General features: G+C 67.1%; 23 protein-coding genes. 14 read left to right on the top strand and 9 right to left on the bottom strand.

All coding sequences use genetic code 11. The features are described 5' to 3' along the window. Window positions 1-2: 2 nt before the first annotated feature. The gene (locus JVH1_RS19485; RefSeq protein WP_009476510.1) at window positions 3-515 is read right to left on the bottom strand and encodes a hypothetical protein; all 513 of its coding nucleotides are present in this window, start codon (window positions 513-515) and stop codon (window positions 3-5) included. A gap of 231 nt (window positions 516-746) precedes the next feature. On the opposite strand from JVH1_RS19485, the gene JVH1_RS19480 reads away from it, so the two are divergent. Then, window positions 747-1,205, top strand: coding sequence for a helix-turn-helix domain-containing protein (locus JVH1_RS19480; protein ID WP_011596129.1), 459 nt, complete (start codon window positions 747-749; stop codon window positions 1,203-1,205). A 17-nt stretch (window positions 1,206-1,222) separates the two neighbouring features. Next, window positions 1,223-2,413, top strand: a complete 1,191-nt coding sequence (locus JVH1_RS19475; RefSeq protein ID WP_043780162.1) for a PIN domain-containing protein — start codon at window positions 1,223-1,225, stop codon at window positions 2,411-2,413. 244 nt (window positions 2,414-2,657) lie between these two features. Here the strand turns inward: JVH1_RS19475 and JVH1_RS19470 are convergent, their stop codons facing one another. Then, window positions 2,658-3,314 carry a maleylpyruvate isomerase N-terminal domain-containing protein gene (locus JVH1_RS19470; RefSeq protein ID WP_043780163.1) on the bottom strand — a complete coding sequence of 219 codons (657 nt, stop codon included), beginning with the start codon at window positions 3,312-3,314 and terminating at the stop codon, window positions 2,658-2,660. A gap of 34 nt (window positions 3,315-3,348) precedes the next feature. Here JVH1_RS19470 and JVH1_RS19465 point away from each other — a divergent pair, with 34 nt between their 5' ends. Then, window positions 3,349-4,011, top strand: coding sequence for a class I SAM-dependent methyltransferase (locus tag JVH1_RS19465; protein WP_009476514.1), 663 nt, complete (start codon window positions 3,349-3,351; stop codon window positions 4,009-4,011). An 18-nt stretch (window positions 4,012-4,029) separates the two neighbouring features. On the opposite strand, the gene JVH1_RS19460 is transcribed toward JVH1_RS19465, so the two are convergent. After that, the gene (locus JVH1_RS19460) at window positions 4,030-4,710 is read right to left on the bottom strand and encodes a TetR/AcrR family transcriptional regulator (RefSeq protein WP_043780166.1); all 681 of its coding nucleotides are present in this window, start codon (window positions 4,708-4,710) and stop codon (window positions 4,030-4,032) included. Here JVH1_RS19460 and JVH1_RS19455 point away from each other — a divergent pair. Then, complete coding sequence (locus tag JVH1_RS19455) at window positions 4,688-5,287, top strand: DUF2867 domain-containing protein (protein WP_043780167.1); 600 nt, start codon at window positions 4,688-4,690, stop codon at window positions 5,285-5,287. The two genes, JVH1_RS19460 and JVH1_RS19455, sit on opposite strands and share 23 nt — an antisense overlap. Before the next feature lie 14 nt (window positions 5,288-5,301). Here JVH1_RS19455 and JVH1_RS19450 read toward each other — a convergent pair whose 3' ends face one another. Continuing rightward, complete coding sequence (locus tag JVH1_RS19450; protein ID WP_009476517.1) at window positions 5,302-6,237, bottom strand: RNA polymerase sigma-70 factor; 936 nt, start codon at window positions 6,235-6,237, stop codon at window positions 5,302-5,304. Between the two features lie 197 nt (window positions 6,238-6,434). Between JVH1_RS19450 and JVH1_RS19445 the strand changes: the two genes are divergently transcribed. From JVH1_RS19445 to JVH1_RS19435, 3 genes are all read left to right on the top strand, one after another. Then, complete coding sequence (locus JVH1_RS19445) at window positions 6,435-6,920, top strand: carboxymuconolactone decarboxylase family protein (RefSeq protein ID WP_009476518.1); 486 nt, start codon at window positions 6,435-6,437, stop codon at window positions 6,918-6,920. Window positions 6,921-6,997: 77 nt separating this feature from the next. Then, window positions 6,998-7,663 carry a HEAT repeat domain-containing protein gene (locus tag JVH1_RS19440; protein WP_043780169.1) on the top strand — a complete coding sequence of 222 codons (666 nt, stop codon included), beginning with the start codon at window positions 6,998-7,000 and terminating at the stop codon, window positions 7,661-7,663. A 14-nt stretch (window positions 7,664-7,677) separates the two neighbouring features. After that, the gene (locus JVH1_RS19435; RefSeq protein ID WP_009476520.1) at window positions 7,678-8,769 is read left to right on the top strand and encodes a MerR family transcriptional regulator; all 1,092 of its coding nucleotides are present in this window, start codon (window positions 7,678-7,680) and stop codon (window positions 8,767-8,769) included. A 315-nt stretch (window positions 8,770-9,084) separates the two neighbouring features. Here the strand turns inward: JVH1_RS19435 and JVH1_RS19430 are convergent, their stop codons facing one another. Further along, complete coding sequence (locus tag JVH1_RS19430) at window positions 9,085-9,864, bottom strand: DUF899 domain-containing protein (protein ID WP_009476522.1); 780 nt, start codon at window positions 9,862-9,864, stop codon at window positions 9,085-9,087. Window positions 9,865-9,987: 123 nt separating this feature from the next. Here JVH1_RS19430 and pip point away from each other — a divergent pair, with 123 nt between their 5' ends. Then, window positions 9,988-10,944: a prolyl aminopeptidase gene (pip, locus tag JVH1_RS19425; RefSeq protein ID WP_043780201.1), complete on the top strand. Its 957-nt coding sequence runs from the start codon at window positions 9,988-9,990 to the stop codon at window positions 10,942-10,944. Between the two features lie 29 nt (window positions 10,945-10,973). On the opposite strand, the gene helR is transcribed toward pip, so the two are convergent. Next, the gene (gene helR / locus JVH1_RS19420; RefSeq protein WP_009476524.1) at window positions 10,974-13,118 is read right to left on the bottom strand and encodes an RNA polymerase recycling motor ATPase HelR; all 2,145 of its coding nucleotides are present in this window, start codon (window positions 13,116-13,118) and stop codon (window positions 10,974-10,976) included. 1 nt (window position 13,119) lies between these two features. Continuing rightward, window positions 13,120-14,352: a glycosyltransferase gene (locus JVH1_RS19415; protein ID WP_009476525.1), complete on the bottom strand. Its 1,233-nt coding sequence runs from the start codon at window positions 14,350-14,352 to the stop codon at window positions 13,120-13,122. A gap of 498 nt (window positions 14,353-14,850) precedes the next feature. Between JVH1_RS19415 and JVH1_RS19410 the strand changes: the two genes are divergently transcribed. Both JVH1_RS19410 and JVH1_RS19405 read left to right on the top strand, forming a co-directional pair. Continuing rightward, complete coding sequence (locus JVH1_RS19410; RefSeq protein WP_009476526.1) at window positions 14,851-15,465, top strand: DUF1345 domain-containing protein; 615 nt, start codon at window positions 14,851-14,853, stop codon at window positions 15,463-15,465. A 106-nt stretch (window positions 15,466-15,571) separates the two neighbouring features. Next, window positions 15,572-16,837, top strand: coding sequence for a hypothetical protein (locus tag JVH1_RS19405; RefSeq protein ID WP_009476528.1), 1,266 nt, complete (start codon window positions 15,572-15,574; stop codon window positions 16,835-16,837). 15 nt (window positions 16,838-16,852) lie between these two features. On the opposite strand, the gene JVH1_RS19400 is transcribed toward JVH1_RS19405, so the two are convergent. Together JVH1_RS19400 and speB are read right to left on the bottom strand one after the other, a co-directional pair. Further along, entirely contained in the window at window positions 16,853-17,599 is a 747-nt protein-coding gene (locus JVH1_RS19400) for a glycoside hydrolase family 25 protein (protein WP_009476529.1), read from the bottom strand. A 47-nt stretch (window positions 17,600-17,646) separates the two neighbouring features. Continuing rightward, a complete protein-coding gene (gene speB / locus JVH1_RS19395) occupies window positions 17,647-18,708 on the bottom strand; it encodes an agmatinase (RefSeq protein WP_009476530.1) in 1,062 nt (353 codons plus the stop codon). Between the two features lie 109 nt (window positions 18,709-18,817). On the opposite strand from speB, the gene JVH1_RS19390 reads away from it, so the two are divergent. From JVH1_RS19390 to JVH1_RS19375, 4 genes are all read left to right on the top strand, one after another. Then, a complete protein-coding gene (locus tag JVH1_RS19390; protein WP_005249249.1) occupies window positions 18,818-19,438 on the top strand; it encodes a helix-turn-helix domain-containing protein in 621 nt (206 codons plus the stop codon). Between the two features lie 93 nt (window positions 19,439-19,531). Beyond that, the gene (locus JVH1_RS19385) at window positions 19,532-20,989 is read left to right on the top strand and encodes an amino acid permease (protein WP_009476531.1); all 1,458 of its coding nucleotides are present in this window, start codon (window positions 19,532-19,534) and stop codon (window positions 20,987-20,989) included. Continuing rightward, entirely contained in the window at window positions 20,986-21,786 is an 801-nt protein-coding gene (locus JVH1_RS19380; protein WP_009476532.1) for a carbon-nitrogen hydrolase family protein, read from the top strand. The genes JVH1_RS19385 and JVH1_RS19380 overlap by 4 nt, the downstream gene beginning before the upstream one ends. Continuing rightward, window positions 21,783-23,471 carry an NAD(P)/FAD-dependent oxidoreductase gene (locus JVH1_RS19375; RefSeq protein WP_009476533.1) on the top strand — a complete coding sequence of 563 codons (1,689 nt, stop codon included), beginning with the start codon at window positions 21,783-21,785 and terminating at the stop codon, window positions 23,469-23,471. Before JVH1_RS19380 ends, JVH1_RS19375 begins: the two co-directional genes overlap by 4 nt. The last annotated feature ends 57 nt before the right edge of the window (window positions 23,472-23,528 follow it).

Raw genomic sequence — 23,528 nt, 5'->3', positions numbered from 1 at the left:
GGTCATTCCCCCGGGTGCCGGTCAAGGGCGTCCCAGGCGGTGCGCTGCTCGCACAGTTCGCCGATGGCGGCGACCGCGGTGCCTGTGTGCGGGTCGACCCACACCGGTTCTTCCTGGCGGAGGCGGGGGTTGAGGATGTGCCGTCCTCGCGATGGCCATTGGATGAACTCGTAGCCGGTCAGCTCGCCTTGCGCGGTGTCGGCGACCCAGACCGTGGCCTGCGGGTAGGGGGCTTCCATCGAAACGCCGTGGCAGAGGTTGAACCCACCGACCCCCGGCCCTCGCCAGCCGATGGTGACGGCGTACTGGTCAGTGATCGCGAGTTCCCACACCAGACGTTCTACCTGCACGTCGCGTCCGTATCGCAGGCACCACAGATCGCGGGCAACGGCTCCGATCGCGAGCAGCCACGCAGCCGGCGGCTCAAAGCCCGGAGTCTCGTAGAAGTCCGGACCGTCGTCGGTCATAACGAAGCGCCACACCAAACTGTCCTGGTTCCATTCCGAGATCGGCATGGAACGATCATCGCGGTCGATGACTTCCCGCGATGCGCTTTCACCTACGGGATGGGATGGGAAGGTGACACTTTTTGCATGTTGAGCAACGTATTTCGTTCGCGATCCGGGCGGCGTGAACCCAGGACCCCAGCGGCCGTCGTCACCATCGACCGAGCCTGAGTCCGTCATCCGTTCCGCTGCCGCGCCCAGCCGCATTGTGTGTTCGTTTTTTTCGTTTTATGGTGAGGTATGGGCGCTGGGACGAACCACACGGTATTGCCGCCGGCCACCGACGATCGGGATCTTCTCGCAGCGCTGAAGGCCGTTCTTGCTGGTTCCGAGGAGGTGTCGATCTCGTCCCCGGGCGGGTCGGTGCCGTTGCCGGACAGTGTCCGGGGTTTGCTCGTCGACGCGGTTGCTGCTTTGGATCGGGGTCAGGCGGTGACGGTGGAACCGCATCGCACGATGTTGACGACGCAGGAGGCTGCGGACCTGTTGGGGATTACGCGGCCGACGTTGGTGCGATTGTTGGAAGCGGGGAAGATTCCGTACACCTCGCCCGGCCGGCATCGGCGGGTGGAGTTGGCGGACGTGCTCGCATTCCAGCAGGGTGAGCGGGCGCGTCGGGGCCAGGTGTTCGAGGAGATGGCGCACGAGGAACCCCCGGACCCGGGCGATGCCGCTGACGGCTTCGTGTCGACTCGTTGATATAGGGCGGGGCGACCATGACGACCTTTCGGGTGGTTCTCGACACGTGCGTCATGCTTCCCCAGACCCTGAACAACCTGCTGCTGACGCTGGCCGATGCCGAGTTGTTCCGGCCGGTGTGGACGCCGGATCTGCTCGACGAGGTCGAGCGCACCCTGTCCGGGGAGAGGTTCGGTAAGTCGCCGCAGCAGGCGGTGCGGCGAGTGCAGCAGATGCGCAGAGCATTTCCCCTCGCAGAGGAGGAATCACGCGGATACCGTGAGCTGATCCCCGCGATGACCAACGATCCGAAGGACCGGCACGTCCTGGCTGCGGCGGTGCGATCCGGTGCGGGTGTGATCGTGACCGCAACCGTGCAGGATTTCCCGCCGGCGGCCCTCGTCCCGTTCGACGTCGAGGCGATCCACCCCGACGAATTCCTCTGTGATCTGCTCGATCTGGACCCGGACGCGGTGCTCGAGTGCATGCATGCCCTGGTCGCCCGGAACATGCTCCCGCCGCGCACGGTGGGGGAACTGCTCGAGTCGCTCGAGCGGCTGACCCCACGGTTCGTCGACACCGTCCGCGCCTTGCTCGTCGCCCGAGGCGAGGCTCCCGACCTTGGTGCGGTGCCGGCGGCGTCCTCCCTTCCGGAATTGACCGACGAACAGGTCAGCGCCTTGCTGCCCGAGATGCGGGAGGCCTACCTCGAGCTACGTGCGATGGATCCGACGGAATTGGTGCGGTTCCTCGGGCATACGAAGCTGGTGAGTGCGGCGTGGGCGTTCTTGACGTCGGTGTGCGTCGACGGGGATCTGTTATCGGTGTGGCCGAACGTGGATCCCGACTTCCGGTCGGTACTCGCATGGCGGTGGGTGCGGGACAACCACTATCAGATGACCGTTGACGGTTGGGAGGGTGAGGCGGTCGCGGCGGCCCTCGCAGGTCCGGTGCCGGAGCATCCGCTGTGGGTTCATTTCGAGCGCGTGCATGTGCGGTCGTTCCGGGCGATGCTGCCGGACCCGGCGACGTGGGGGATCGGTACCGGAACAAGGATCGTCGGCCCCGGTGTGGAGGTGCTCTATGTGCACGAGATGTCGACGCTCGAGAGCGGTGTGTGGGAGCCGAACGTTCCTCGGCCGGTGTTTCCGATCCTGATGCATCTCGTCGACGATCGGTGGCTGGTGCGGAACCTGGGATCCGAGGAGGACCCCGCCGCCAGGGCCTGATTCTTTCGCACACGAACCTCGCCCGTACCTCGAGCGCGTTTGATTTCAGCTTCCTCGCTGGTGCATGACCGCTCGCGTGGAAGGCAGTGCGGCTTTCGGACTAAAGGCTTACCGCATGGTCGACGCAGATTCGGCTGATATCGGAATTCGTCCAGATCGATTCATCCGGTCCGCGATATGTTCGATGAAATCTGCCCGACGGCGTGATCCAGCTGACTCATCACTGAGGTAGACGTAATCCGAGTCATTCGAGGATGAGCGGGAGTTTCATCGCCAGCTCGCCGAGGTCGGCCTTCTCCGAGTCGGTCGGGCCCCGTCGTCCGGTGCCGACCAGCAGTGTGTCCCTGTCGGAGAATGACGCGGGGAATGCGGCCCCGGCGATCTTCTCCAGCAAGTCGCGGGACCGGGCGAGGCCCTCTGCGGGCGGGTCCGCCACGCCTGGGAGGCAAGCGATCAGGTCGAGGTGGTGCAGCGTCGACTCCAAGACGTACGCGGAGAGGTACTCGCCTGCGGTAAGCACCTCGTCGCGGGTGCTGACCCGCAGGTCCGGGTCGGCGAGTTCGGCGGCGCGGCCGGCAGCGGAGCCGACGTCGTCGAAGTGGAACTTCAGCAGCCGTGGCTCCTGGTACGCGGCGGCCAGCCGGACGATCAGCGCGTCGAGCGGGTCGTCGCCGGTCGGCGGCGTGTCGGCGAGGTCCCAGTAGGTCACGGCATCGCGAGTCGGTTCCATGTCGGAGGGGGTGACGAGGGTGATCAGGACGTCCTGCGCGTCGATGATCAGGTGGCACACCAGATCCCGCACGAGCCAGCCGCTACAGCCGGACTGCTGTGCGAAGTCGTCGTCCGGCAGCTCGGCGACCGCGGTGCGCAGCGCCGACCACGAGCGTGAGAAAAGATCCACATCGGCACGGTAGTGCGGGCGTACCGTCGATGTCATGACCGAGGACAACCAGGTTGCGCCGTGGGACGACATCTACCGAGGTGACGCGGAGGTATTTACGGGGCCGGTGCCGTGGAACATCGGTGAGCCGCAGCCCGAGATCGCCGGGCTGATCGCGGAGGGCAAGTTCCGCAGCGACGTGCTGGACGCGGGCTGCGGACATGCCGAGACGTCCCTCCAGCTGGCGGAGCAGGGGTACACGGTGGTGGGTCTGGACCTGTCGCCGACGGCCATCGCGGTGGCTCAGGCCGCCGCCGCCGATCGTGGACTGACGACGGCGACGTATCAGGTGGCGGACATCAGTTCGTTCACGGGTTTCGACGGCCGGTTCTCCACGATCGTCGACAGCACCCTGTTCCATTCCCTTCCCGTCGACCGACGGCGCGACTACCTGCGCGCGGTCGCTCGGGCGGCCGCGCCCGGCGCGTCGTACTACATCCTGGTGTTCGCGAAGGGCGCCTTCCCCGAGGGCGAGGGACCGAACCCGGTGACCGACGACGAGCTGCGCGAGGCCGTCGCCGAGTTCTGGACCATCGACGACATTCGTCCGGCCTTCATCCACGCGCTGCTCGGCCCGGAGCAGGCCGTGAACTGGGAGCACGACGAGAAGGGCCGGTCCAAGTTGCCTGCGTGGCTGTTGTCGGCTCACCTCGACTGATTCGGCAGTCGGAAACCCTTACCCGGCAGAACTGTTCGTCTCGGACGGGCGCAGGAGGAATTCTCCGGCGAGTTGGATGGCTTCACGTTTGGTGTACCCGGGGTGGTCCGCGACGATGAAGTGACGGCCGATCGCAAGTCCGAACATGAGGGTGCTGCGTGCCTCGATCTCGTCGGGGTCGGTGACGAAGGTGCCGAACATCTTTCGCAGGAAGTCCATCCGCTCGTTGTCGATGGCGTGCAGGCGCGTCGCGACGGACCGGTCGTGGTGGGCCCAGACCCGGATCGCGAGATCGATCCGTTGAAAGTCCTCCGAGTAGGTCAGTTGCCCCACGCGCCGGATTCTGTCGGCGGGGGTGCCGCCTTCGGCATCGGCTTGGGCGATAACGGTTTTGGTGCAGCGGCGTTCCCATTCGTCGAGCATCTCGGTGAGCAACGCGGGACGGCCGTCGAAGTAGCCGTAGAACCCGCCCTTCGTCACGCCGAGTTCGGCGGCGAGTGTCTCGACGCGGACGGCGTCGGGGCCTCCTCTTGCGAGGGCGTCGAGGCCCGCCTCTATCCAGCGGGCTCGTGTCGTGCGGGCGACGGCGGGAATCGGGCCACCTCCATTGATCGCGTTCAATTTGTACGGTACCGTATAGATGAAATATACGGTGCCGTATAGATCGGGGTCGACAGTGCCACGAATAGCAGAGGCCACCTACATCGAGCAGCCCTGGCGCATCCACGAATTCACGAGAGACTTCGACGTCGAAGACGTGTGGTCGTTCCGCACTCCCGGAGCCGGGCCCGACGACTTCCCCACAATGCTCGCAGCGATGCGAGCCGCGGGCGGACCCGCGAAGCAGCCCCGACTGGTGAGGTTCCTGTTCGCCGTTCGATGGAAACTCGGGGCACTCTTCGGCTGGGACAATCGCTCAACTGGTGTCGGTGAGCGGGTTGCCTCGCTCCGCGACCGCCTGCCCGGCGATCTCCGCGCCGCTCCGCGCGGCCCGGACGACGCAGGCATGCCCCTCACCGCGGTGTACGAGCTCGACACGGAGTCCGCCCGCGAGCTGGCGAACAAGACCGTGCACACCGTGATGCATCTCGGCTGGGCGAGAGGAGCGAACGGCGACTACGAGCTGCAGATGACCGTTCTCGTCAAGCCCAACGGATGGTTCGGGCGGCTCTACATGACCGCCATCGCGCCTTTCCGGTACCTCATCGTCTACCCCGCCCTGACCCGGCAATGGGAGCGAGCGTGGCGCGACCGCCACCAAGCGGCGACGAGGTAGGGCGGCTTGCTCCCTCAGCGGCTCACCGCGGTTTCCCGCTCGACGCGCGACAGCTTCTCCGGGTTGCGCACGATGTAGAGCCCGGTGATCTTGCCGTCGTCCATCCGCACCGCCACGACGTCGTCGATCTCCCCGTCGAGCCGGACGATCAGCGCGGGGGAGCCGTTCATCTGCACCGGCTCGACCGACACCGTGCCGTCGATCCGGGGCAGGCCGGCCGCCAGCAGGCGACCCACCTTGTCGGCCCCCACGATGGGCCGCAGCACAGCCTGCTTGACTCCGCCACCGTCACCCAACAGGACGACATCCGGTGCGAGCAGGTCGAGCAGGCTCTGCAGATCGCCCGTTTCGAGCGCCCGTTGGAACGCCTCGAGTGCGTCTCGGGACTCGGCCGGGGATACGACGCCGCGCGGCCTGCGCGCCGCGACATGCGCCCGCGCCCGGTGCGCGATCTGACGGACGGCGTCCGGGCTCTTGCCGACGGCGTCCGCGATCTCGCCGTACTCCAGAGCGAACACCTCACGCAGCACGAACACGGCCCGCTCGGTCGGCGCGAGCGTCTCCAGCACGAGCAGCATCGCCATCGAGACGCTGTCGGCCAACTCGACGTCCTCGGCCACATCGGGCGCAGTCAGCAGCGGCTCGGGCAACCAGGGGCCGACGTAGGACTCCTTGCGACGGCTGAGTGTGCGCAGCCGGACGAGCGCCTGGCGGGTGGTGATCCGGACCAGGTACGCACGCTGATTGCGCACCGTGTCGAGATCGACACCCGCCCACCGCAGCCAGGTCTCCTGGAGGATGTCTTCCGCGTCGGCGGCCGAGCCGAGCATCTCGTAGGCGACGGTGAACAGCAGGTTGCGGTGGGCGACGAACGCCTCCGTAGCGGGGTCCGAACGATCGTCCTGGCTCCCGCCGCGATCTGCGGGCGTGGTCTGCGACGTGCCGGCCATGGTGGCTCCTCTTCACTCTCGACTGTGTCACACACCAGACACCGGACCCCGCCGTTTTGTGACACCCAGCCGTGTTGCCCGCTGCCAAATTACGTGACCGCGAGGCAGCGGCGTGAACGATTTGTCACAAGAATCGGGTCGCCGGCATCTCATGTTCGTTCCGAGCAGTACACGACACCACGAGTGAGGACGAAGTCATGGACGCCCGATTCAACCTGTTCGACAACGAGATCGCCCTGAAGTTCGGCAAGAGGTTCGCCAACGCGTCCCTGGTGATCGACCAATCGCCACTGCCGAAGGCCACTCAGGAACTGGTCAAGATCCGGGCCAGTCAGATCAACGGCTGCGGCTTCTGCACCGACATGCACACCAAGGACGCCACAGCTGCCGGCGAGACCCCGGTCCGGCTCAACCTCGTCGCGGCCTGGCGCGAGGCCACCGTGTTCACCGAGGCCGAGCGGGCCGCGCTGGCGCTCAGCGAGGAAGGCACCCGGCTCGCCGACGCCCACCACGGCGTGACCGACGAGACCTGGGCCCAGGTGCGCAAGCACTACGACGACGACCAGATCGCCGCGCTGGTCTCGCTGGTCGCCCTGATCAACGCCGCCAACCGGATCAACGTGATCGTGCGCAACCCGGCGGGTTCGTACGAGCCCGGCATGTTCGCCAGCATGACGAACTGACCGGCAGACGACAGCCTCCTGACAACGAGCCCTTGACCCTGACACAGTGACAAGGACTCGAATGGTCGGCGAAGGAGGTGGTTGTCGTGAACACAACCAACCACGGTGGGCCGAATGCCCACCTCGTCGACGCTCTCGCCGCAGCCGACCCGTCGGGTCGGCTGCGTGCGGCGCTCTCGGCAGGCACACGCCCCGATCCGCATCTCACGGACACTCTCGTCGATCGGTGCGCCGTCGAGCCGGACTTCTTTGTCCGGGACATGCTGACCTGGGCATTGTGCCGCTTCCCGACCGAGCTCACGGTGCCGAGACTGGTCCGAGAGCTCGGGTCGGACACCGCGCAGGCCCGCAGTCAGTCGCTGCACACCCTGTCCAAGATCGGGGACCGGCTCGCCTGGCCCGCCGTGTCGGCACTGCTGCACGACGAGCACGACGAGGTCGCGCGCAGCGCGTGGCGGGCCGCCGTGGCACTCGTGCCGCCCGGCGACGAGGCTGCGCTCGCGGCCGATCTGACGACCGAACTCGGACGGGGCGACCAGCACGTGCAGCTCAGTCTGAGCCGTGCTCTGGTGGGACTCGGGGACGCTGTCCTCCCGGTCCTCGATGCAGCCGGGACGAGTCCCGATCCGCGTATTCGAGCGCATGCGGAGGCGACGAAGCGGCTCTGTCACGACCCCGACAGCGGGTTCACCCTCTCGGTCGAGACGGCGAAACGCGTCGCGGTCACCGGTCCGAACGCGTAGCAGGAGGCGATGGAATGTTGATCGGTGAGGTCTCCCGGCGTTGTGGTGTCAGTACGCGGATGTTGCGCCACTACGACAGGCTGGGACTGGTGAAGCCCACGGGCCGCACGTCCGGCGGCTACCGCGAGTACTCCGCCGACGACATCCGACGGCTCTTCCACGTCGAGAGCCTGAGGACCTTGGGGTTGTCGTTGAACGAGGCCAAGCGGGCATTGGACGAGCCCGATTTCGCACCGGCCGATCTGGTGGGAGACCTCATCCGGCACACGCGCCGGCGGATCGCTGCGGAGCAGGAACTGCTCGGCAAGCTCGAACGCGTCGACGCCGCCGCACCTGCGGAGTGGGACGACGTCCTGCGCATCGTCAGTCTGGTGCGTGCGCTCGAATCGGAGTCCGCGGCCCGCCGTCAACAAGCGATCCTGTCTCACGACGGGACCGCGGCGCTGCCCGTCGACGCGCTGGTCGAGGCCATCCTGTCGGAGGACGACCCCAATGTGGCCGGAGCGCTGCAGTGGTCGCTGGCGCGGGCCGCCGGCCCGGGACTCGCGGATCTGGCCGACGGTCTCGACGCGAAGGAGGTCGATGTCCGGCGTCGCGCCACTACCGCGATAGCGGCAATCCACACCGCGGAGGCGGCGGTTCATCTGAGACGAGCCCTCGATGATTCGGACGCCACGGTCCGCGGGTACGCCGCCCTCGCTCTCGGCTCTCGCGGAAACGTCGACGCGATACCCGCCCTGATCGAGATGGTCGTCGAGGGGCGACGCGATGTCGAGGCCGCCGAAGTGCTGGGCCTGCTGACGACGGTCTCACCCTCGGCCGACGACATCGTCCAGGCCCTGCAGGACAGGCTCGACAATGCCGACGACGCGCCGACGCGGTTGCGGATCACGCAGGCCCTTGCCGAGATTCCCGGCACCGCGGCCCGGCGGGTACTCGACGGGCTGACCCACGACGGCGACCGGACGATCGCGTCCACCGCGGCCGCGATCGTGAACATGCAGGACCGCGGACGAAGCCGGCGCCGCCGATCGGGAATCGGGACGGCAGTGGCGGTGGACGACACACGGTCATCCAAAGTTACTGGAGCATGGCAGCATTCGTAGTCGACCCCTACTCGGTGGCGGTCCGTGGCCGTGATCGAATTTTCCCAGCGCATTGCGGCCTTTGACCGATTGACGGCCATCCGTTGCCGGTAGTCGGGTTCGGGGTTGGTTCGCACCGGACTGCCGATCCGGGGTATGCCGGGCGGCCGGCTCCGGGCGGTCATCAGGTGTCGCGAAGCCGTACCCGAATCGCTGACACTGCAATTACCCCAACACACGCCCTGGACCGCGGTGTCCACGCCGTGTTCTCACCTGTTGGTGCGGGACTATCTCGAATTGCAGGCAACGGGACTCGAACTGATGTAACGCCGGCGGTCAGTCGGGGATCTTCTTTCCGGAAATCTCGCCTGGTTCGTATTCGTCGTGGCGGCGCAGCCAACTCATGAAGGGGTCGTCGCCGCGGCGGGGTTCTGGTTCCCAGTCCTCCTGACGGCCGCGGGCAGTGAGGTCGAGCCAGTGATAGGTGCCGAGGAGGATCTCGGTGGAGCGCGCATAACCGGAGTAGGTGTGGAAGATGCGCTCACCCTGGCGGAGAAAAGCACTGACGCCGTGCTCTTCGCCGCACCAGCCTTCCCATGCGGGGTCCAACCGCACGAGCTCGGCCTCGTCCTTGTAGTTGTATTCGACCGGGGCGACCGACGCGTCGAGGGTGACGTGGTAGTCGTAGTTGAAGTCGCTGCCGTGCGAGGAATACCACCGAAACGTCCAGCCCATGCGCCGGCGGTACTGCTCGAGTTTGGGCAGCGGTGCACGCGACACAGCCGCGAACGAGGTGTCCCGGGCGTACAGGTGCCGGAGGTCGCCGACGTTGTCCATCGTGAACGAGCAGGAGGGGCATCCCTCGTCGGCGTCGGGTTCGAACATGAAGTGGTAGATCAGGAGTTGGCTGCGGCCGTCGAACAGGTCGGCCAATCCGGTCCTGCCGTCGGGGCCGTCGAAAACGTAGTTCTCGGTGATCTCGACCATCGGCAGCGCGCGCCTGGCGGCGTTGACCCGGTCGCGGTGGCGGGTCAGCTCCTTCTCCTGTGCGAGTAACTCGCGGCGCGCGATGAGCCATTCCTCGCGGGTGGTGACCTGTGGATCGGATGCTGTCATCGTTCGACTCCTCTCGAAGGGCACATGCAATCGTCGCAGGCGGCTCCCGGCGGTGGCTACCACCGAGACCGGGAACGACTGATTCGCGGTTCGTCTCCTCGTGCAGGACGCGAAGCTGAGTTCGTGAGTAGCGCTCTCCATCCTGCGGTGGAACCGTACGAAGCCGGGTTTCTCGAAGTTTCCGACGGCCATTCCCTGTATTGGGAGACCACCGGAAATCCCACGGGGACGCCGGTGCTGTATCTGCACGGAGGCCCGGGATCTGGATGCACTCCCGGCGCACGACGCTTCTTCGACCCGAATGCTTTTCGCGCGGTGCTGTTCGACCAACGCGGATGCGGGCGCAGCCGCCCGCTAGCCGCCGGCCCCGACACCGACCTATCGACCAACACGACAACACATTTGATGGAGGACATCGAACGCCTGCGTAAGCATCTGGGGATCAGGCGTTGGGTCGTGGCCGGGGTGTCCTGGGGTGTGACCCTGGGTTTGGTCTACGCCCAGCGCCATCCCGAGCGTGTCCTCGCGATGGCGCTCGGAGCGATCACGTCCGGATCCCGAACCGAGATCGAATGGATCACCCGCGACATGGGTCGGATCTTCCCCAGGGAGTGGGAGGAGTTCATCGCTCCCGTACCAGCCGGCGAACGGGACGGGGATCTGGCAGCCGCCTATGCGGGCCTCCTCGCCGACCCGCACGCGGCGGTGCGCGAGGAGGCGGCGACGAGGTGGTGTGCGTGGGAGGACACCCACGTGTCGTTGATGCCGGGATGGACACCGAGCCCCCGATACGAGGACGCAACGTTCCGGATGATTTTCGCCAGGTTGGTGACGCATTACTGGAGTCACGAGTGCTTCCTCGTCCCGAACCAGATACTGGACGGAATGAGCTGTCTGGCAGGTATCCCGGCAGTGCTGGTCCACGGCCGCTTCGATGTTTCTGGACCGTTGGACACGGCCTGGAAGCTCTCGCGGGCCTGGCCGGAAAGTCGACTCGTCGTGGTTGACGATGCCGGCCACGGTGGAGGCGGATTCAGCTCCGCGCTGGTGGCCGCCTTGGACTCCTTCAGCGGGCCATGATCGCGGCACTTCGAGAGCTTCGGCCGACGTCAGGTACTCGTGAGGATGACGAGTCGCTGGGTCGCCCTGGTCATGGCGACGTAGCGGTCGACGGCTCCTTCGATCCCCGTGCCGAAGGTGTCCGGGTCGACGAGGACGACCAGGTCGAACTCGAGCCCCTTCGACAGCTCCGGGGTCAGCGAATGGACGCGGGGCGTTGCCCGGAACGTCGAATCGCCGATGACGCAGGCGATTCCGTCGGAGTTCGATTCGAGCCAGGTGTCGAGGATCGAACCCAGATCGGAAACGGATCCGTGCATGACGGGGATGTCGTTGCTGCGGATGGAGGTCGGCACGTTGGCGTCCGGGAGCACGGCGCGGATGACCGGCTCGGCTTCGGCCATGACCTCTTTCGGTGTCCGGTAGTTGACGGTCAGTGAGGCCAGTTCGATCCGGTCGAGCCCGACCCTCTCGAGCCGTTCCTGCCACGACTCCGTGAACCCGTGCCGGGCCTGGGCGCGGTCGCCGACGATGGTGAAGCTCCGGGACGGGCAGCGCAGCAACAACATCTGCCACTCGGCGTCGGTCAATTCCTGCGCTTCGTCCACGACGACGTGTGCGAACGTGCGGTCGAGCAGGTCGGGGTCGGCGCTGGACAGCGCGGCTTCGTCGACCAGCATCTCCTGCAGGTCCTTCTGTCGCAGTTGTGTCATCAAACTTTCACCGTCGTCGTAGGCATCGGACGCGATCAGGTCGTCGATGACCTTGGACCTCTGCTCGCGTTCGGCGGCGACGGCGGCCTGGTGGCGACGTCGGCGTCGTGGTTCCTCCGGGTCGCCGAGCCGCTGCCGTGCGGCGTCGAGGAGCGGCAGGTCGGACACCGTCCAGCGCTGGGCGTCCGGGCGTTGCAGCTTCCGAACGTCGTCGGGGTTGAGCCAGGGCGCGCACTTGCGCAGGTACGCGGGCACCGACCACAGGTCGGCGACGAGGTCGGCCGCCTCGATCAGTGTCCACGCGTTGTCGAGGGTCGTGCGCAATTCGTCGTTCTGCTGCAACGACTTCCGGAGCTGGACGGCCGGAACGTCACCGTCGTACTTGTCGATCAGGATCGTGAGCAGCAGCTCCCAGATCTGCTCGCGCGCCTCGTTGTGCGGAGTACCGGGTTCCGGCGCTTCGAACGCCTCGGCCCAGTCGTCGGCGCTCAGCCAGATGTCGGACCACTCGGTCGCGACCGTCATACCCTCGGTGGGTGGCTCCTCGTAGAACGCGACGGCCGCGTCGATGGCCTTCACCAGATCCGCGGACGACTTCAGGCGGGCCACATCCGGGTCGGTTTCGACTGTCGCGGTGGCACCCTCGGCGACGAGGTCCCGCAGTGTGCAGAGCTGCACGCCCTCCTCTCCGAGGCTGGGCAGGACATCGGCGACGTAGGCCAGGTAGGGCTCGTGCGGACCGACGAACAGCACGCCGTGACGGAGTCGGGCGTCGGAGTAGAGCAGATACGCGGCGCGGTGCAACGCGACGACGGTCTTGCCCGTACCCGGCCCGCCGTCGACGACGAGGGCGCCACGGGATCCCGCGCGGATGATGGCATCCTGGTCGGATTGGATGGTGCCGAGCACGTCCCGCATCCGGGCCGACCGGTTGCTGCCCAGGCTGGCGATGAACGCGGACTGGTCGTCGAGCGCGGCGTTCCCTGCGAACCCGTCCGGGGTGAACACCTCGTCCCAGTAGTCGCTGACCCGGCCGCGGGTCCAGCGGTACCGGCGGCGGCGTTCCAGACCCATCGGATTGCCGTGGGTCGCACCGAAGAACGGCTCGGCCACGGGGGAGCGCCAGTCGACGAGCAGCTGATTGCCCGCACGGTCCATGAGGCCGAGTCGTCCCACGTACACAGGCTCGGGGTTGTCTGCGCTGACGAAGTGCCCGAGGCACAGGTCCAACCCGTAGCGGCGCAGGGCACGCAGCTCGGCGTTCAGCCGGTGGACCATCATGTCCCGCTCCATCGCCTCCTGACCCAGCCGGCGAGGTGCCTTGCGCTCGGTGTCGATGCGGTGGTCGAGGTCTGCGATCGACTGCTCGAGGCTTTCCGCGATAGCCGCGAAGTGTTGCTCGTCGTCGGCGATCAGCGTCGGGTCGGCCTTGGGCGCGAGGTGGTCGGGAAGGTCGAATGCGCTGGTAGTCAAGTTGGTCATGTCAGCAACTCCGATCCGAGGTTCGGACGATCGTGTCGAGCAGCAACGTCGCGGCGACCGCTGCACCGTCGGTGCGGATCGTGCCCGCCACGGCGGCCGCGCGTGCTCCGGTCTCGGGGGTCAAGGCCGCCGTGAGCGCGGCCGACAGGGTCTCGACGGCCGGAACCGGACCGTCGTGCGCCGCGCCGATGCCCAAGTCGGCTACCCGACCGGCCCAGTAGGGCTGGTCCGCCATCTGCGGCACCACCACCTGAGGCGCGCCGGCCCGGGTGGCCGTCGTCGTCGTCCCGGCGCCGCCGTGATGCACGACAGCGGCCACGCGCCGGAACAGTGCCTGCTGGTTGACCTCGCCGACGGCGAAGCAGTCGTCCACGTCGTCGATCAGGGCCAGGTCGGCCCAGCCGCGCCCGACGAGTACGCGGCGGCCCTGCGCGCGGACCGCCTCGATGGCCACCGAGGCGGCGTCCGTCGCCGCGTGCAAAGGCATGCTGCCGAAGCCCACGTACACCGGTGGTGTGCCTGCGTCCAGGAACGTCATCAACTCGGCAGGGAGTGGGCGGTCGTCGGCCAGGATCCACGCGCCGGTCTGTACGACGTCGAGGTCCGGTGTCTCCTGCCACGGATCCAGGGTCGGGTCGGTCGCCAGCCACGGCCGGTCGCCGATGACGTAGTCGCGAACGTTGCCCACCGGGGGCAGGCCGATCGAGGCCCTGTTGGTGTCCAGCGCCTCCCCGAACAGCGCATCGATGCTCTGAGCGTCCAGGTCCCACAGCACCCGGTTGTCCGTCACGTCCGGCGGGAATGCCCGGCCCGGATACGCGAGCGGCGGGCGATGCGGCGACGGCAGGGTCAGCTGCTGGAACGTCACGGACACGGAGCGGATGCCCAGCTTCTCGGCCACCGACAGTGCACCGGCAGCGGCCGGCATCGCGCCGGTCGCCACCAACGCGTCGCATCCCTCGGCCGCCGCGGTGACCGCGTCGAACTGGCCGGCGATCAACTCGGCCGCGCGCCGGGGCAGGTCCGCCGCCGACGGCGCGGCCGTCGTCAGCGCGCGCGCCGACCGGCCGACAGGCACCATCGACACACCGACCCCGGCCAGCCGCTGCGCGAAGTCCTCGTCCGGCGGCGCGCACACCCGCACCTCCGCGCCGAGTGCCTGCAACTGCACCACGAGACCCACCAACGGTTCGGCGTCCCCACGCGACCCATACGTCGACAACAACACACGCACTCGCGACTCCTATTTCTGCAGGTTCTGGCTTCGGCCGGTAATTCTGCGGCACGACCCGGGCCTTGCCGCAAGCCCTGGGGTGCGCTATAAATTGAAAGTGGAAAGGGGTTGGTACTCCTCTCCAGTTCCTGGTCCGATTCGGGCAAGCCCCAAGGCATCGTCGGCCCGTCGTGGATCGAATGCGTTCGCCCACAATCGAGCTCACCGATCACGGTAACGCCATCCGGTGACGGCACTTGGCGGGATAGACTTCTCGGCACACGCCGCTGGTACGCCCTGGCCTGTCGTCCGCCCTCGCGGACGCTCTGTGTCAACACTCAGGAGGTCGCAGATGACTCCGCAATCGTGCGACGACCTGAACGTCGCCACCCGGCGTTGGGAGCGCCGATGGTGACGGCTCACCCGATCCCGTCTCGGGTGATGCCGCACCGGCCTCGACGCCTCCTGCAAGAGGCATAGGCATTGCACGTACCTCTCCCGACCTCCGCCATCCCGAGAGTGGCCGCCGCGGTGGTGGTCGGTGTCGCGGCGGGCTTCATCGGCGGCCTGGTGATCACAGCCGCGTTGGGGGCTCTCGTCGGCATCGCCGCTGCTGCCGCCGTGTTCGTCGTCTCCGGTTGGGCGGTGTTGTGGCCGATGGATGCGGCGGCGACTCGCCGCAACGTGGGACGCGAGGATTTTCGTCCGATAGTCGACGAATTGGTCGTGGTGACAGCGGCTTCGGGAGGTCTCGGAGCAATCGTCGCACTGCAGGTGGCCGGCGGATCCTCGGCGGGAACCGCGCACGCCGCCGTGGCCCTGATCGGGGTCTTCCTGGCGTGGGCTTCGCTGCACCTGATGTATGCGGCCCGATACGCCTTTCTGTACTACGAGGGATCGGGTCCTGAAAAATCAACGGGTGGTATCGATTTCAATTCCACCGCCCCGCCCGCGTTTCGCGACTTCTTCTACTTCAGTTACAACCTCGGGATGACCTACCAGGTATCCGATACCGACGTCTCGAGCCCGGAGATCCGGGCGGTGGCGCTCCGGCACTGCCTGTTGTCCTACGTTTTCGGTGCAGTCATCCTCGCGACGACGATCAACCTGGTCGCCGGGATCCTCACCAGGTGAAGACTCGGATTCTCGTACTGATTTCAGGGCTCGCGAGAACCGAGCATCCTGCCTGGTCCCCGGTGTTAATGTTGATCTACTCGGCCACACCGAAAGGTGCACCTCGATGAGAAGATTCACTCGAAGAGTCGGTGGAACCATCGTGGCGCTGACGCTTACCGCCGCGGCATTCGTCGTGTCACCACCACCGGTGTACGGATTCGCCGAGGATATTTGCTACACCGAGGACGGTGCCCCACCGCACAACTGCGCTCCGCTGCCACCCGAATGCCTACTCGACGATCCGAACTCGCCGATCTGTGGCGCCGAGGCGTTCCTCCGCTACGGCTTCACGTTGCGCCGTCCGCTCGGCGGACGGAGTCTCGTGCATTCGGACTCGACGTACATCATCGCCCGCACCGTCGGCTTCTCCGAGCGGGACGCCTACTGGATCGCGGCGTACGACGAGGCGACCGACCTCGGCACGTTCGCCCCACGCGACATCTTCGGCCGGCTCGTCCCGGACGCCGACGCATTGACCACCAAGGACATCAGCGGACTGGTGCGCACCCACTTCGCCACCGGCGGGTTCCTCTTCCACTTCCTGCCCACGCTGCGCGGACCGGCGGATCCCCTGCCCAACGGCCTGCAGCCGGATGTCGACGATCCCCGGCACGAGGTCATGCTCACGCACCTGCGGACTTGGGCCCTGGCCGGGCCGGGAAGTGGCGCTCCGTTGTGCACGGGAGGTTTCACGAACCCCTCGGAGAACGGCGACTATGCTACGGGTGCAACGTGTTACGGCGATGCCGATCCCGTGCAGATCAACGGCACGTACAGCCTGGAGACTCCGGCCGCCATACCGTTCACCAACATGACGGGGCAGCAGGTCATCTCCGACACGGTCCTGTCGTCACAATTCGACTCCTGGATCGGCGAGAATTCCTGGAATGCGCGGACCGGCATCTACATTCACGCACTCGGTGACCGCATCTCGCACCACGTCTGCACCGACGCCGGCACGATCACGCCGCCGGGTCCGGCCGGGCCGGACTTCCGGATCGATCTGAACCAGCCCACCTGCGACCAGGGTCCACACGCCGTCCGCCACGAATACGAGACGGGCGTGGACTTCGCCGGGCTGCACCCGGAAGACCGGACCACCGAGGCGGCCCTGTCGATGGTGTACGACGAACTCGTCAACTTCGCGCGGGTGCGCGGAACCCTGGACGATCACGCCACGGCGCCGTCGACCAAGAATGCACTCCTGACCGACGGCCTCGTGCCTGCGCTCGAGATCCGGGAGCCGGTCGAGCGGTTGACCGCCGTCACCGACGTCGGCTGCCGAGTCGGCGTTCCGGCGTTCCCCGGAAATCCGGCGTGCCGGGATTGATCGCGCCCGACGGCGTCAGCTGCCGAAGGGGGATGCGCTGTTGGAGTATCGCGCGAAGTCGCCCTGCGCCCCGCTGTAGACGTTGAGGTCGACGTCGCCGTTGACGCCGGCGATGCGACCGGTGCTGGTGTACTGCCAGAACGTCCAGTTGCTCCAGCCGCCGGGGAGGGGGCCGGGGGCGTTCTGACCGTTGTAGTCGGCGATCCACAGCGGGTAGCCGGCGAACTCGTTGGTGTTCGCCATCGCCGTCCGCCAGAAGTTCGGGTACGTGTAGATGATCGGCTGACGCCCGGTGAGCGATTGGACCGTGTTGAGGTAGCGGTGCGTCCAGTCGATCAACGCCGCGGGCGGCAGCCCACCGGAATGCTCGATGTCGAGGACCGGAGGCATGTCACCCGGACCGTTGATGCCCAGCACCACCGTCGAGTAGAACGCGGCCTGCGCTTCCGGCGACTGGGTGGGGTCGGCGTAGTGGTACGCGCCCCGCGAGACGCCGGCCACCCGCATGGCGAGGCAGTCCTGGACGAAGAACGGATTGACGTAGTTGAGACTCTCGGTGGCCTTGACCATCGCGAAGTCGTGGCCGGCGTTGCGGACGGCGAACCAGTCGATCGGCGACCCGCCCGGATGTTGCCACGAGGCCACGTCCGGACCTCTGACAGGTTCGGCGGCAGCATGCCCCGGCACTGCGGCCGCGAGCGCACCGGCGAGCAGTAGTGGTGCGATCTTGGAGAACCTTCGGACCTTCACCCCGGTAGCCATGCGCCCGAGGGTAACGTCTTCCCGCTGCCCGCACGTGGCAACGGACGTCACTTCGTCACGTACGCCGCCTGCCGGAGCGTCTCGCCGCGCGCAGCCCGTCCCGGGGCCGACGACGCGTTGATCGCGAGCACCGACAGCAACTCGTACGCGACATGCGCTGCCGCGATGCCGGTGATCTCGGCGTGGTCGTATGCGGGCGCCACCTCCACGATGTCGGCGCCGACCACGTTCAGGCCGACCAGTCCCCGCAGCGTGTTCAGCAACTCGCGGGACGTCATCCCGCCGGCCTCGGGTGTTCCGGTGCCCGGCGCGTGCGCGGGATCGAGGACGTCGATGTCCACGGAGACGTAGACCGGTCCGCCGTCGAGCCGTCGACGCATCCGTTCGACGATGCTCGCGACCCCGTCCACCTCGTAGTCGTCGGAGCGGATGACCTGGAAGCCGAGAACGGCGTCGTCCTCGAGGTCCTTCTTGCTGTACAGCGGGCCGCGGATACCGATGTGCTGCGAACGCTCGAGGTCGATCAGCCCCTCCTCGCTGGCCCGCCGGAACGGGGTGCCGTGCGTGTAGGGGGCACCGAAGTAGGTGTCCCAAGTGTCGAGGTGCGCGTCGAAGTGCAGCACGGCGATGGGGCCGTGGTCGCGGGCGAGGGACCGCAGGATCGGCAGGGCGATGGTGTGGTCGCCGCCGAGCGTCAGCACGGTGGAACCGTCCTTGCGCAGGTCGGTGACGGCGCCGTCGACGGTGGCCAGGGCTTCCTGGATGTCGAACGGGTTGACGCCGATGTCGCCGAAGTCGGCGACCTGCTGCGCCGCGAAGGGGTGCACGTCGAGTGCGGGGTTGTACGGACGCAGCAGCTTCGATGCGGCGCGGATGTGGCCGGGGCCGAAGCGTGCGCCGGGACGGTAGCTCACGCCGGAGTCGAACGGGACGCCCATCACGGTGACGTCGGCGCGAGACACCTCGTCGAGCCGGGGGAGGCGGGCGAATGTGCTGGGTTCGGCGTAGCGCGGCGTGCGGGTGGCGTCGACGGGGCCTTGGATGCGGGTCGCGTCGATGGGGCTCTGGATGCGGGTCGCGTCGATGGGGCGGATGTCGTCTGTACTCATCGGAATCCTTCGGTGTGTGCCGGAGACGTGGCGTCGTCGTATCGTTTCCCTGGAATGCATTCTTGTCAACACCTGTTTCCTATACGAGACACAAACGAAGGATCGATGCATGGCGAACGAGCTCGCAACCGAAGGTGCGTCGGGCGTCGACGCGCCCAGAATCGGCCCCCGGCTCAAGGCCGCCCGGCAGGCCCAGCGCCTCACCCTCGACGACCTGGCCGCCAGCTGCGGCATCACCAAGGGCTACCTGTCGAAGATCGAGCGGGACCACGCGAGCGCATCCGTCGCCACGCTGGTGCGGATCTGCGCCGCACTGAACATTCCCGTCGGGTCGCTGTTCGAGAGCTCCGCCGCAGGTGAGGTGGTACGAGCCGACAACTACCCGCCGATCAGTTTCGGCGGGGAGCGCATGGCCGAGTTCCTGCTGACCCCGTTCGGCGAGCGCCGCATCCAGTCGCTCCTGAGCCGAATCGAGCCCGGCGGCGGGAGCGGCTCGGAAACGTACGAGCTTCCGGTCGACGTCGCCTTCGTCTACGTCGTCTCCGGCCGGATCTGCATTTCCTTCAACGGTCCAGGGGCCGGGGAGGACGTGTCGCTCGCGACCGGGGACGCGTTCACCTTCTCGCCCCAGTTGCCGCACAGCTTCCGCGCGCTCGGCGACGACACCGCGACGGTCCTGTGGATTCTGGCCCCCGCACTACCGGACGACGTCCGGCCCACCTCCCGCTAGGAAACCGTCAAGCGGTTTAGGAAACATGTGTTGACAGTCACGGCTTGCCCGTTCATTGTTGTCCACATCACTCCACCGCTCAGGAGCTCAACGTTGGACATCACCAAGATTTCTCCGCGCCCGCCGGGACTGGCCGGCGCACTGCGCGCCCGCAAATCGGTCGACGCGATCGTGGCGCGCAACGACCAGGAACCCGGTCACGGCCTCAAGCGGTCGATGGGCCTGGTGCACCTCACCGCACTGAGCATCGGTGCGTCGCTGGGAACGGGCATCTTCGTCATCCTCGGCGAGGCGACACCCAAAGCCGGCCCCGCCGTCGTCCTCGCCTTCGTGCTCGCGGCATTCACCGCCCTCTTCTCCGCCCTCTCCTACGCGGAACTCGCAGGCAGCATCCCTGTCTCCGGTAGCTCCTACTCGTACACCTACGCGACGATGGGCGAACTCTTCGCGTGGATCTGCGGCTGGTGCCTTATGCTCGAATACGGCGTCTCGGTCGCAGCCGTCGCCGTCGGCTGGGGCGAGTACATCAACGAACTACTCCACGGCATGTTCGGCATCGCACTACCCACCGCGATCAGCGAATCACCGGGCGCGGGCGGCATCGTGAACGTGCCCGCCATCGTCATCGTGCTCGTCGCGGTGGCACTGCTGACCCGGGGAGCTTCCGAGAGCGCCCTGGTGAACACGGTCATGGTCGCCCTCAAGATCCTCGTGCTCGTGTTCTTCTGCGCGGTCGCGTTCACCGCGTTCCGCGCCGGAAACTTCGCACCGTTCATCCCTCTCGGCGCGGCAGGCGTGACGGCCGCGGCCTCCCAGGTGTTCTTCGCCTACATCGGGTTCGACGCCGCGTCGACCGCAGGCGACGAGGCGAAGAACGCGAAACGCGACCTTCCCCGCGCCATCATCCTCTCGCTCCTGATCGTCACGATCCTCTACTGCCTGGTCGCGATCGCCGCCGTCGGCGCGATGCCCTGGCAGGACATCGCGGGCGAGGGCGCCGCACTCGCGACCATCCTGAATGCCGCGACCACCAGCACCTGGCCCGCCATCCTCCTGTCAGCGGGCGCGGTGATCGCCATCGCCAGCGTCGTCCTCGCCGTGATGTACGGGCAGACCCGGATCCTGTACGCGATGTCGCTCGACGGTCTCGTTCCGCGGGTCTTCTCCCGCGTCAACCCGCGCACCCGGGTGCCCGTCGTCAACATCGTCGTCGTCGGCGGTGTCGTGTCCGCGCTCGCCGGCTTCGTGCCGCTGGGCGAACTGGCCGACGCGACGAGTATCGGCTCGCTGTTCGCGTTCATGCTCGTCAACATCGCCGTGATCATCCTGCGCCGGCGCCATCCCGACCTGCACCGCAGCTTCCGGACGCCGCTGTTCCCACTGATGCCGGTTCTCGGCGTCGTGTTCTGCGCGCTGCTGCTGTTCGGCCTCGGCGTCTCGACGTGGGTGGCGTTCGCGCTGTGGATGGCAGTCGGGCTCGCGATCTACTTCGCGTACGGCGTCCGCAAGTCCGAACTCCGCAACAACCCGGAAGAGGTGACGGCACCATGAGAGCAGCGCTGTTCCAAGGTCCCGAACTGTCCTTCGACGTGGCGGCGAACCTCTCCGTCATCGAGTCGGCCGCGCAGACGGCGGCGGCATCCGGGGCGTCCATCCTGGTCTGCCCGGAGATGGCGGCCACCGGCTACAACATCGGATCTCTGATCGCGGAGCGGGCCGAACCCGCCGACGGACCGATCGCGACGCGGATCGCGGAGATCGCGCGCGAGTCCGGGATCGCCGTCGTCTACGGATACCCCGAGGCGGACGGGGGCGTCGTCTACAACAGCGTGCAGGTGTTCGACCCGTCCGGAACGCCGCTCGCCAACTACCGCAAGACCCACCTGTTCGGTGAGCTCGACCGCTCGCACTTCGCCGCCGGCGACGAACTGGTGGCCCAGTTCGACCACGCCGGAATCCGGTGCGGAATCCTGATCTGCTACGACGTCGAGTTCCCGGAAGCCGTTCGCGCACATGCCGACCGGGGAACCCAGTGGCTCGTCGTCCCCACCGGCCTGATGAGCCCGTACGAATTCATCGCGGAGAGCGTCGTCCCCACCCGGGCCTACGAGAGTCAGCTCTTCGTCACGTACGTCAACCGGTGCGGCACCGAAGCCGACCTCGACTACTGCGGATCCAGTTGCGCGATCGCGCCCGACGGCACCGAACTCGCCCGCGCCGGCCGCCACGAGGAGCTGACGATCGTCGACCTCGAACTCGACGTCCTCCACCGATCCCGCCGCGAGAACACCCATCTCGACGACCGACGCGTCGACCTCTACCCCTTCCTGCAGGAGAAGACTTCATGACGATCCCCGTCACTCCGGACAGCACCGCCGCGGACACCGATCCCCGGCCGCTCACCATGTTCGGCCCCGACTTCCCGTTCGCCTACGATGACTACGTCACGCACCGCTCAGGTCTCGGCGCGGTGCCCACCGATCGCCACGGCACCGAGGTGGCGGTCATCGGCGGCGGACTGTCGGGGATGGTCACCGCGTACGAGCTGATGAAACTCGGGCTGAAACCGATTGTCTACGAGGCCGATCAGATCGGTGGCCGGATGCGGTCGCATCCGTTCGACGGGCACCCGGACGTCGTGGCCGAGATGGGCGCGATGCGGTTCCCACCGTCGTCGACCACCCTGTTCCACTACCTCGACGCCATGGGCCTGCGGACCGAGGCATTCCCGAACCCGCTCGCCGACAGCACCCCCAGCACGGTCATCGACCTCAAGGGCGAAAGCTACTACGCGCAGCACCTCGACGACCTGCCGCCCGTGTTCCGGGAAGTCTCGGATGCGTGGCAGCGCACGCTCGAGGACCACGCCGAGCTGATTCCGCTCCAGCAAGCGATCCGCGACCGCGACACCGCCGAACTCAAGCGCATCTGGAACGACCTGGTGGTCCGGCTCGACGATCAGACGTTCTACGGCTTCCTCGCCTCGTCGAAGCACTTCGCGTCGTTCCGGCATCGGGAAGTGTTCGGGCAGGTCGGTTTCGGAACGGGCGGCTGGGACACCGACTTCCCCAACTCCATCCTCGAGATCCTGCGCGTCGTCATCACCGCCGCCGACGATCACCACCGCGGCATCGTCGGCGGGTCGCAGCAACTGCCCCTGCGCCTGTGGACCGACACCCCGGCGGGGATGGCGCACTGGCCGGACGGCACGTCGGTGCGTGCACTCAACGGTGGAGCCACCCGGCCCCGCGTTACGGAGGTCCGGAGGACCGCACCGCACCAGGTGACGGTCACCGACTCGTCCGGGGAGATCCGCACCTACCCCGCCGCCGTCTTCACGGCGCAGAGCTGGATGCTGCTCAACAACATTCACTGCGACGACGACCTGTTCCCGATCGACCACTGGACCGCCATCGAACGCACCCACTACATGGGGTCGACGAAGGTGTTCGCCCTCGTGGATCGTCCGTTCTGGAAGGACAAGGATCCGGTCACCGGCCGCGATCTCGTCAGCATGACCCTGACGGACCGGATGAGCCGCGGCACCTACCTCCTCGACCACGGTGACGACAAGCCCGGCCTGATCTGCCTGTCCTACACGTGGTCCGACGATTCACTCAAGCTTCTGCCGCTCGATGCGACGGAGCGGATGAACCTCATGATCAAGTCGCTCGAGGAGATCTACCCGGGAGTGGACTTCCGCAGTCACATCATCTCGACCCCGGTCACGCTGTCCTGGGAGACCGAACGCGACTTCATGGGTGCGTTCAAGGCGAACCTCCCCGGCCACTACCGGTACCAGGAACGGCTGTTCAGCCATTTCGTCCAGGACGAACTCCACCCGCGACACCGCGGCATCTTCCTGGCCGGCGACGACATCTCGTGGACCGCGGGCTGGGCGGAGGGTGGCGTGCAGACCGCACTCAACGCCGTCTGGGGAGTGATGCACCACCTGGGCGGTGCCGCCCCGGCCGACAACCCCGGCCCCGGCGACCGGTACGCCGAGCTCGGCCCGATCCGCTTGTGCGACTAGCGCCTTCGGCCTGTGAGTACTTATTAACGTCCCGCGGTTAATAAGTACTCACGGGCC

This window comes from Rhodococcus sp. JVH1, assembly GCF_000280725.2.
GTDB lineage: Bacteria > Actinomycetota > Actinomycetes > Mycobacteriales > Mycobacteriaceae > Rhodococcus_F > Rhodococcus_F jostii_A.
Note: the sequence above shows the minus strand (reverse complement) of the source record. Positions and strands in the feature narration are given on the sequence as shown.

What these genes read in the sequence shown, in the direction of transcription:
- JVH1_RS19465 (WP_009476514.1), top strand. Translation starts at nt 3,349, where the DNA reads ATGACCGAGGACAACCAGGTTGCGCCGTGGGACGACATCTACCGAGGT.
- JVH1_RS19475 (WP_043780162.1), top strand. Translation starts at nt 1,223, where the DNA reads ATGACGACCTTTCGGGTGGTTCTCGACACGTGCGTCATGCTTCCCCAG.
- JVH1_RS19380 (WP_009476532.1), top strand. Translation starts at nt 20,986, where the DNA reads ATGAGAGCAGCGCTGTTCCAAGGTCCCGAACTGTCCTTCGACGTGGCG.
- JVH1_RS19430 (WP_009476522.1), bottom strand. Translation starts at nt 9,864, where the DNA reads ATGACAGCATCCGATCCACAGGTCACCACCCGCGAGGAATGGCTCATC.
- JVH1_RS19435 (WP_009476520.1), top strand. Translation starts at nt 7,678, where the DNA reads ATGTTGATCGGTGAGGTCTCCCGGCGTTGTGGTGTCAGTACGCGGATG.
- JVH1_RS19485 (WP_009476510.1), bottom strand. Translation starts at nt 515, where the DNA reads ATGCCGATCTCGGAATGGAACCAGGACAGTTTGGTGTGGCGCTTCGTT.
- JVH1_RS19480 (WP_011596129.1), top strand. Translation starts at nt 747, where the DNA reads ATGGGCGCTGGGACGAACCACACGGTATTGCCGCCGGCCACCGACGAT.
- helR (WP_009476524.1), bottom strand. Translation starts at nt 13,118, where the DNA reads ATGACCAACTTGACTACCAGCGCATTCGACCTTCCCGACCACCTCGCG.
- JVH1_RS19375 (WP_009476533.1), top strand. Translation starts at nt 21,783, where the DNA reads ATGACGATCCCCGTCACTCCGGACAGCACCGCCGCGGACACCGATCCC.
- JVH1_RS19390 (WP_005249249.1), top strand. Translation starts at nt 18,818, where the DNA reads ATGGCGAACGAGCTCGCAACCGAAGGTGCGTCGGGCGTCGACGCGCCC.
- JVH1_RS19445 (WP_009476518.1), top strand. Translation starts at nt 6,435, where the DNA reads ATGGACGCCCGATTCAACCTGTTCGACAACGAGATCGCCCTGAAGTTC.
- JVH1_RS19450 (WP_009476517.1), bottom strand. Translation starts at nt 6,237, where the DNA reads ATGGCCGGCACGTCGCAGACCACGCCCGCAGATCGCGGCGGGAGCCAG.
- speB (WP_009476530.1), bottom strand. Translation starts at nt 18,708, where the DNA reads ATGAGTACAGACGACATCCGCCCCATCGACGCGACCCGCATCCAGAGC.
- JVH1_RS19400 (WP_009476529.1), bottom strand. Translation starts at nt 17,599, where the DNA reads ATGGCTACCGGGGTGAAGGTCCGAAGGTTCTCCAAGATCGCACCACTA.
- JVH1_RS19405 (WP_009476528.1), top strand. Translation starts at nt 15,572, where the DNA reads ATGAGAAGATTCACTCGAAGAGTCGGTGGAACCATCGTGGCGCTGACG.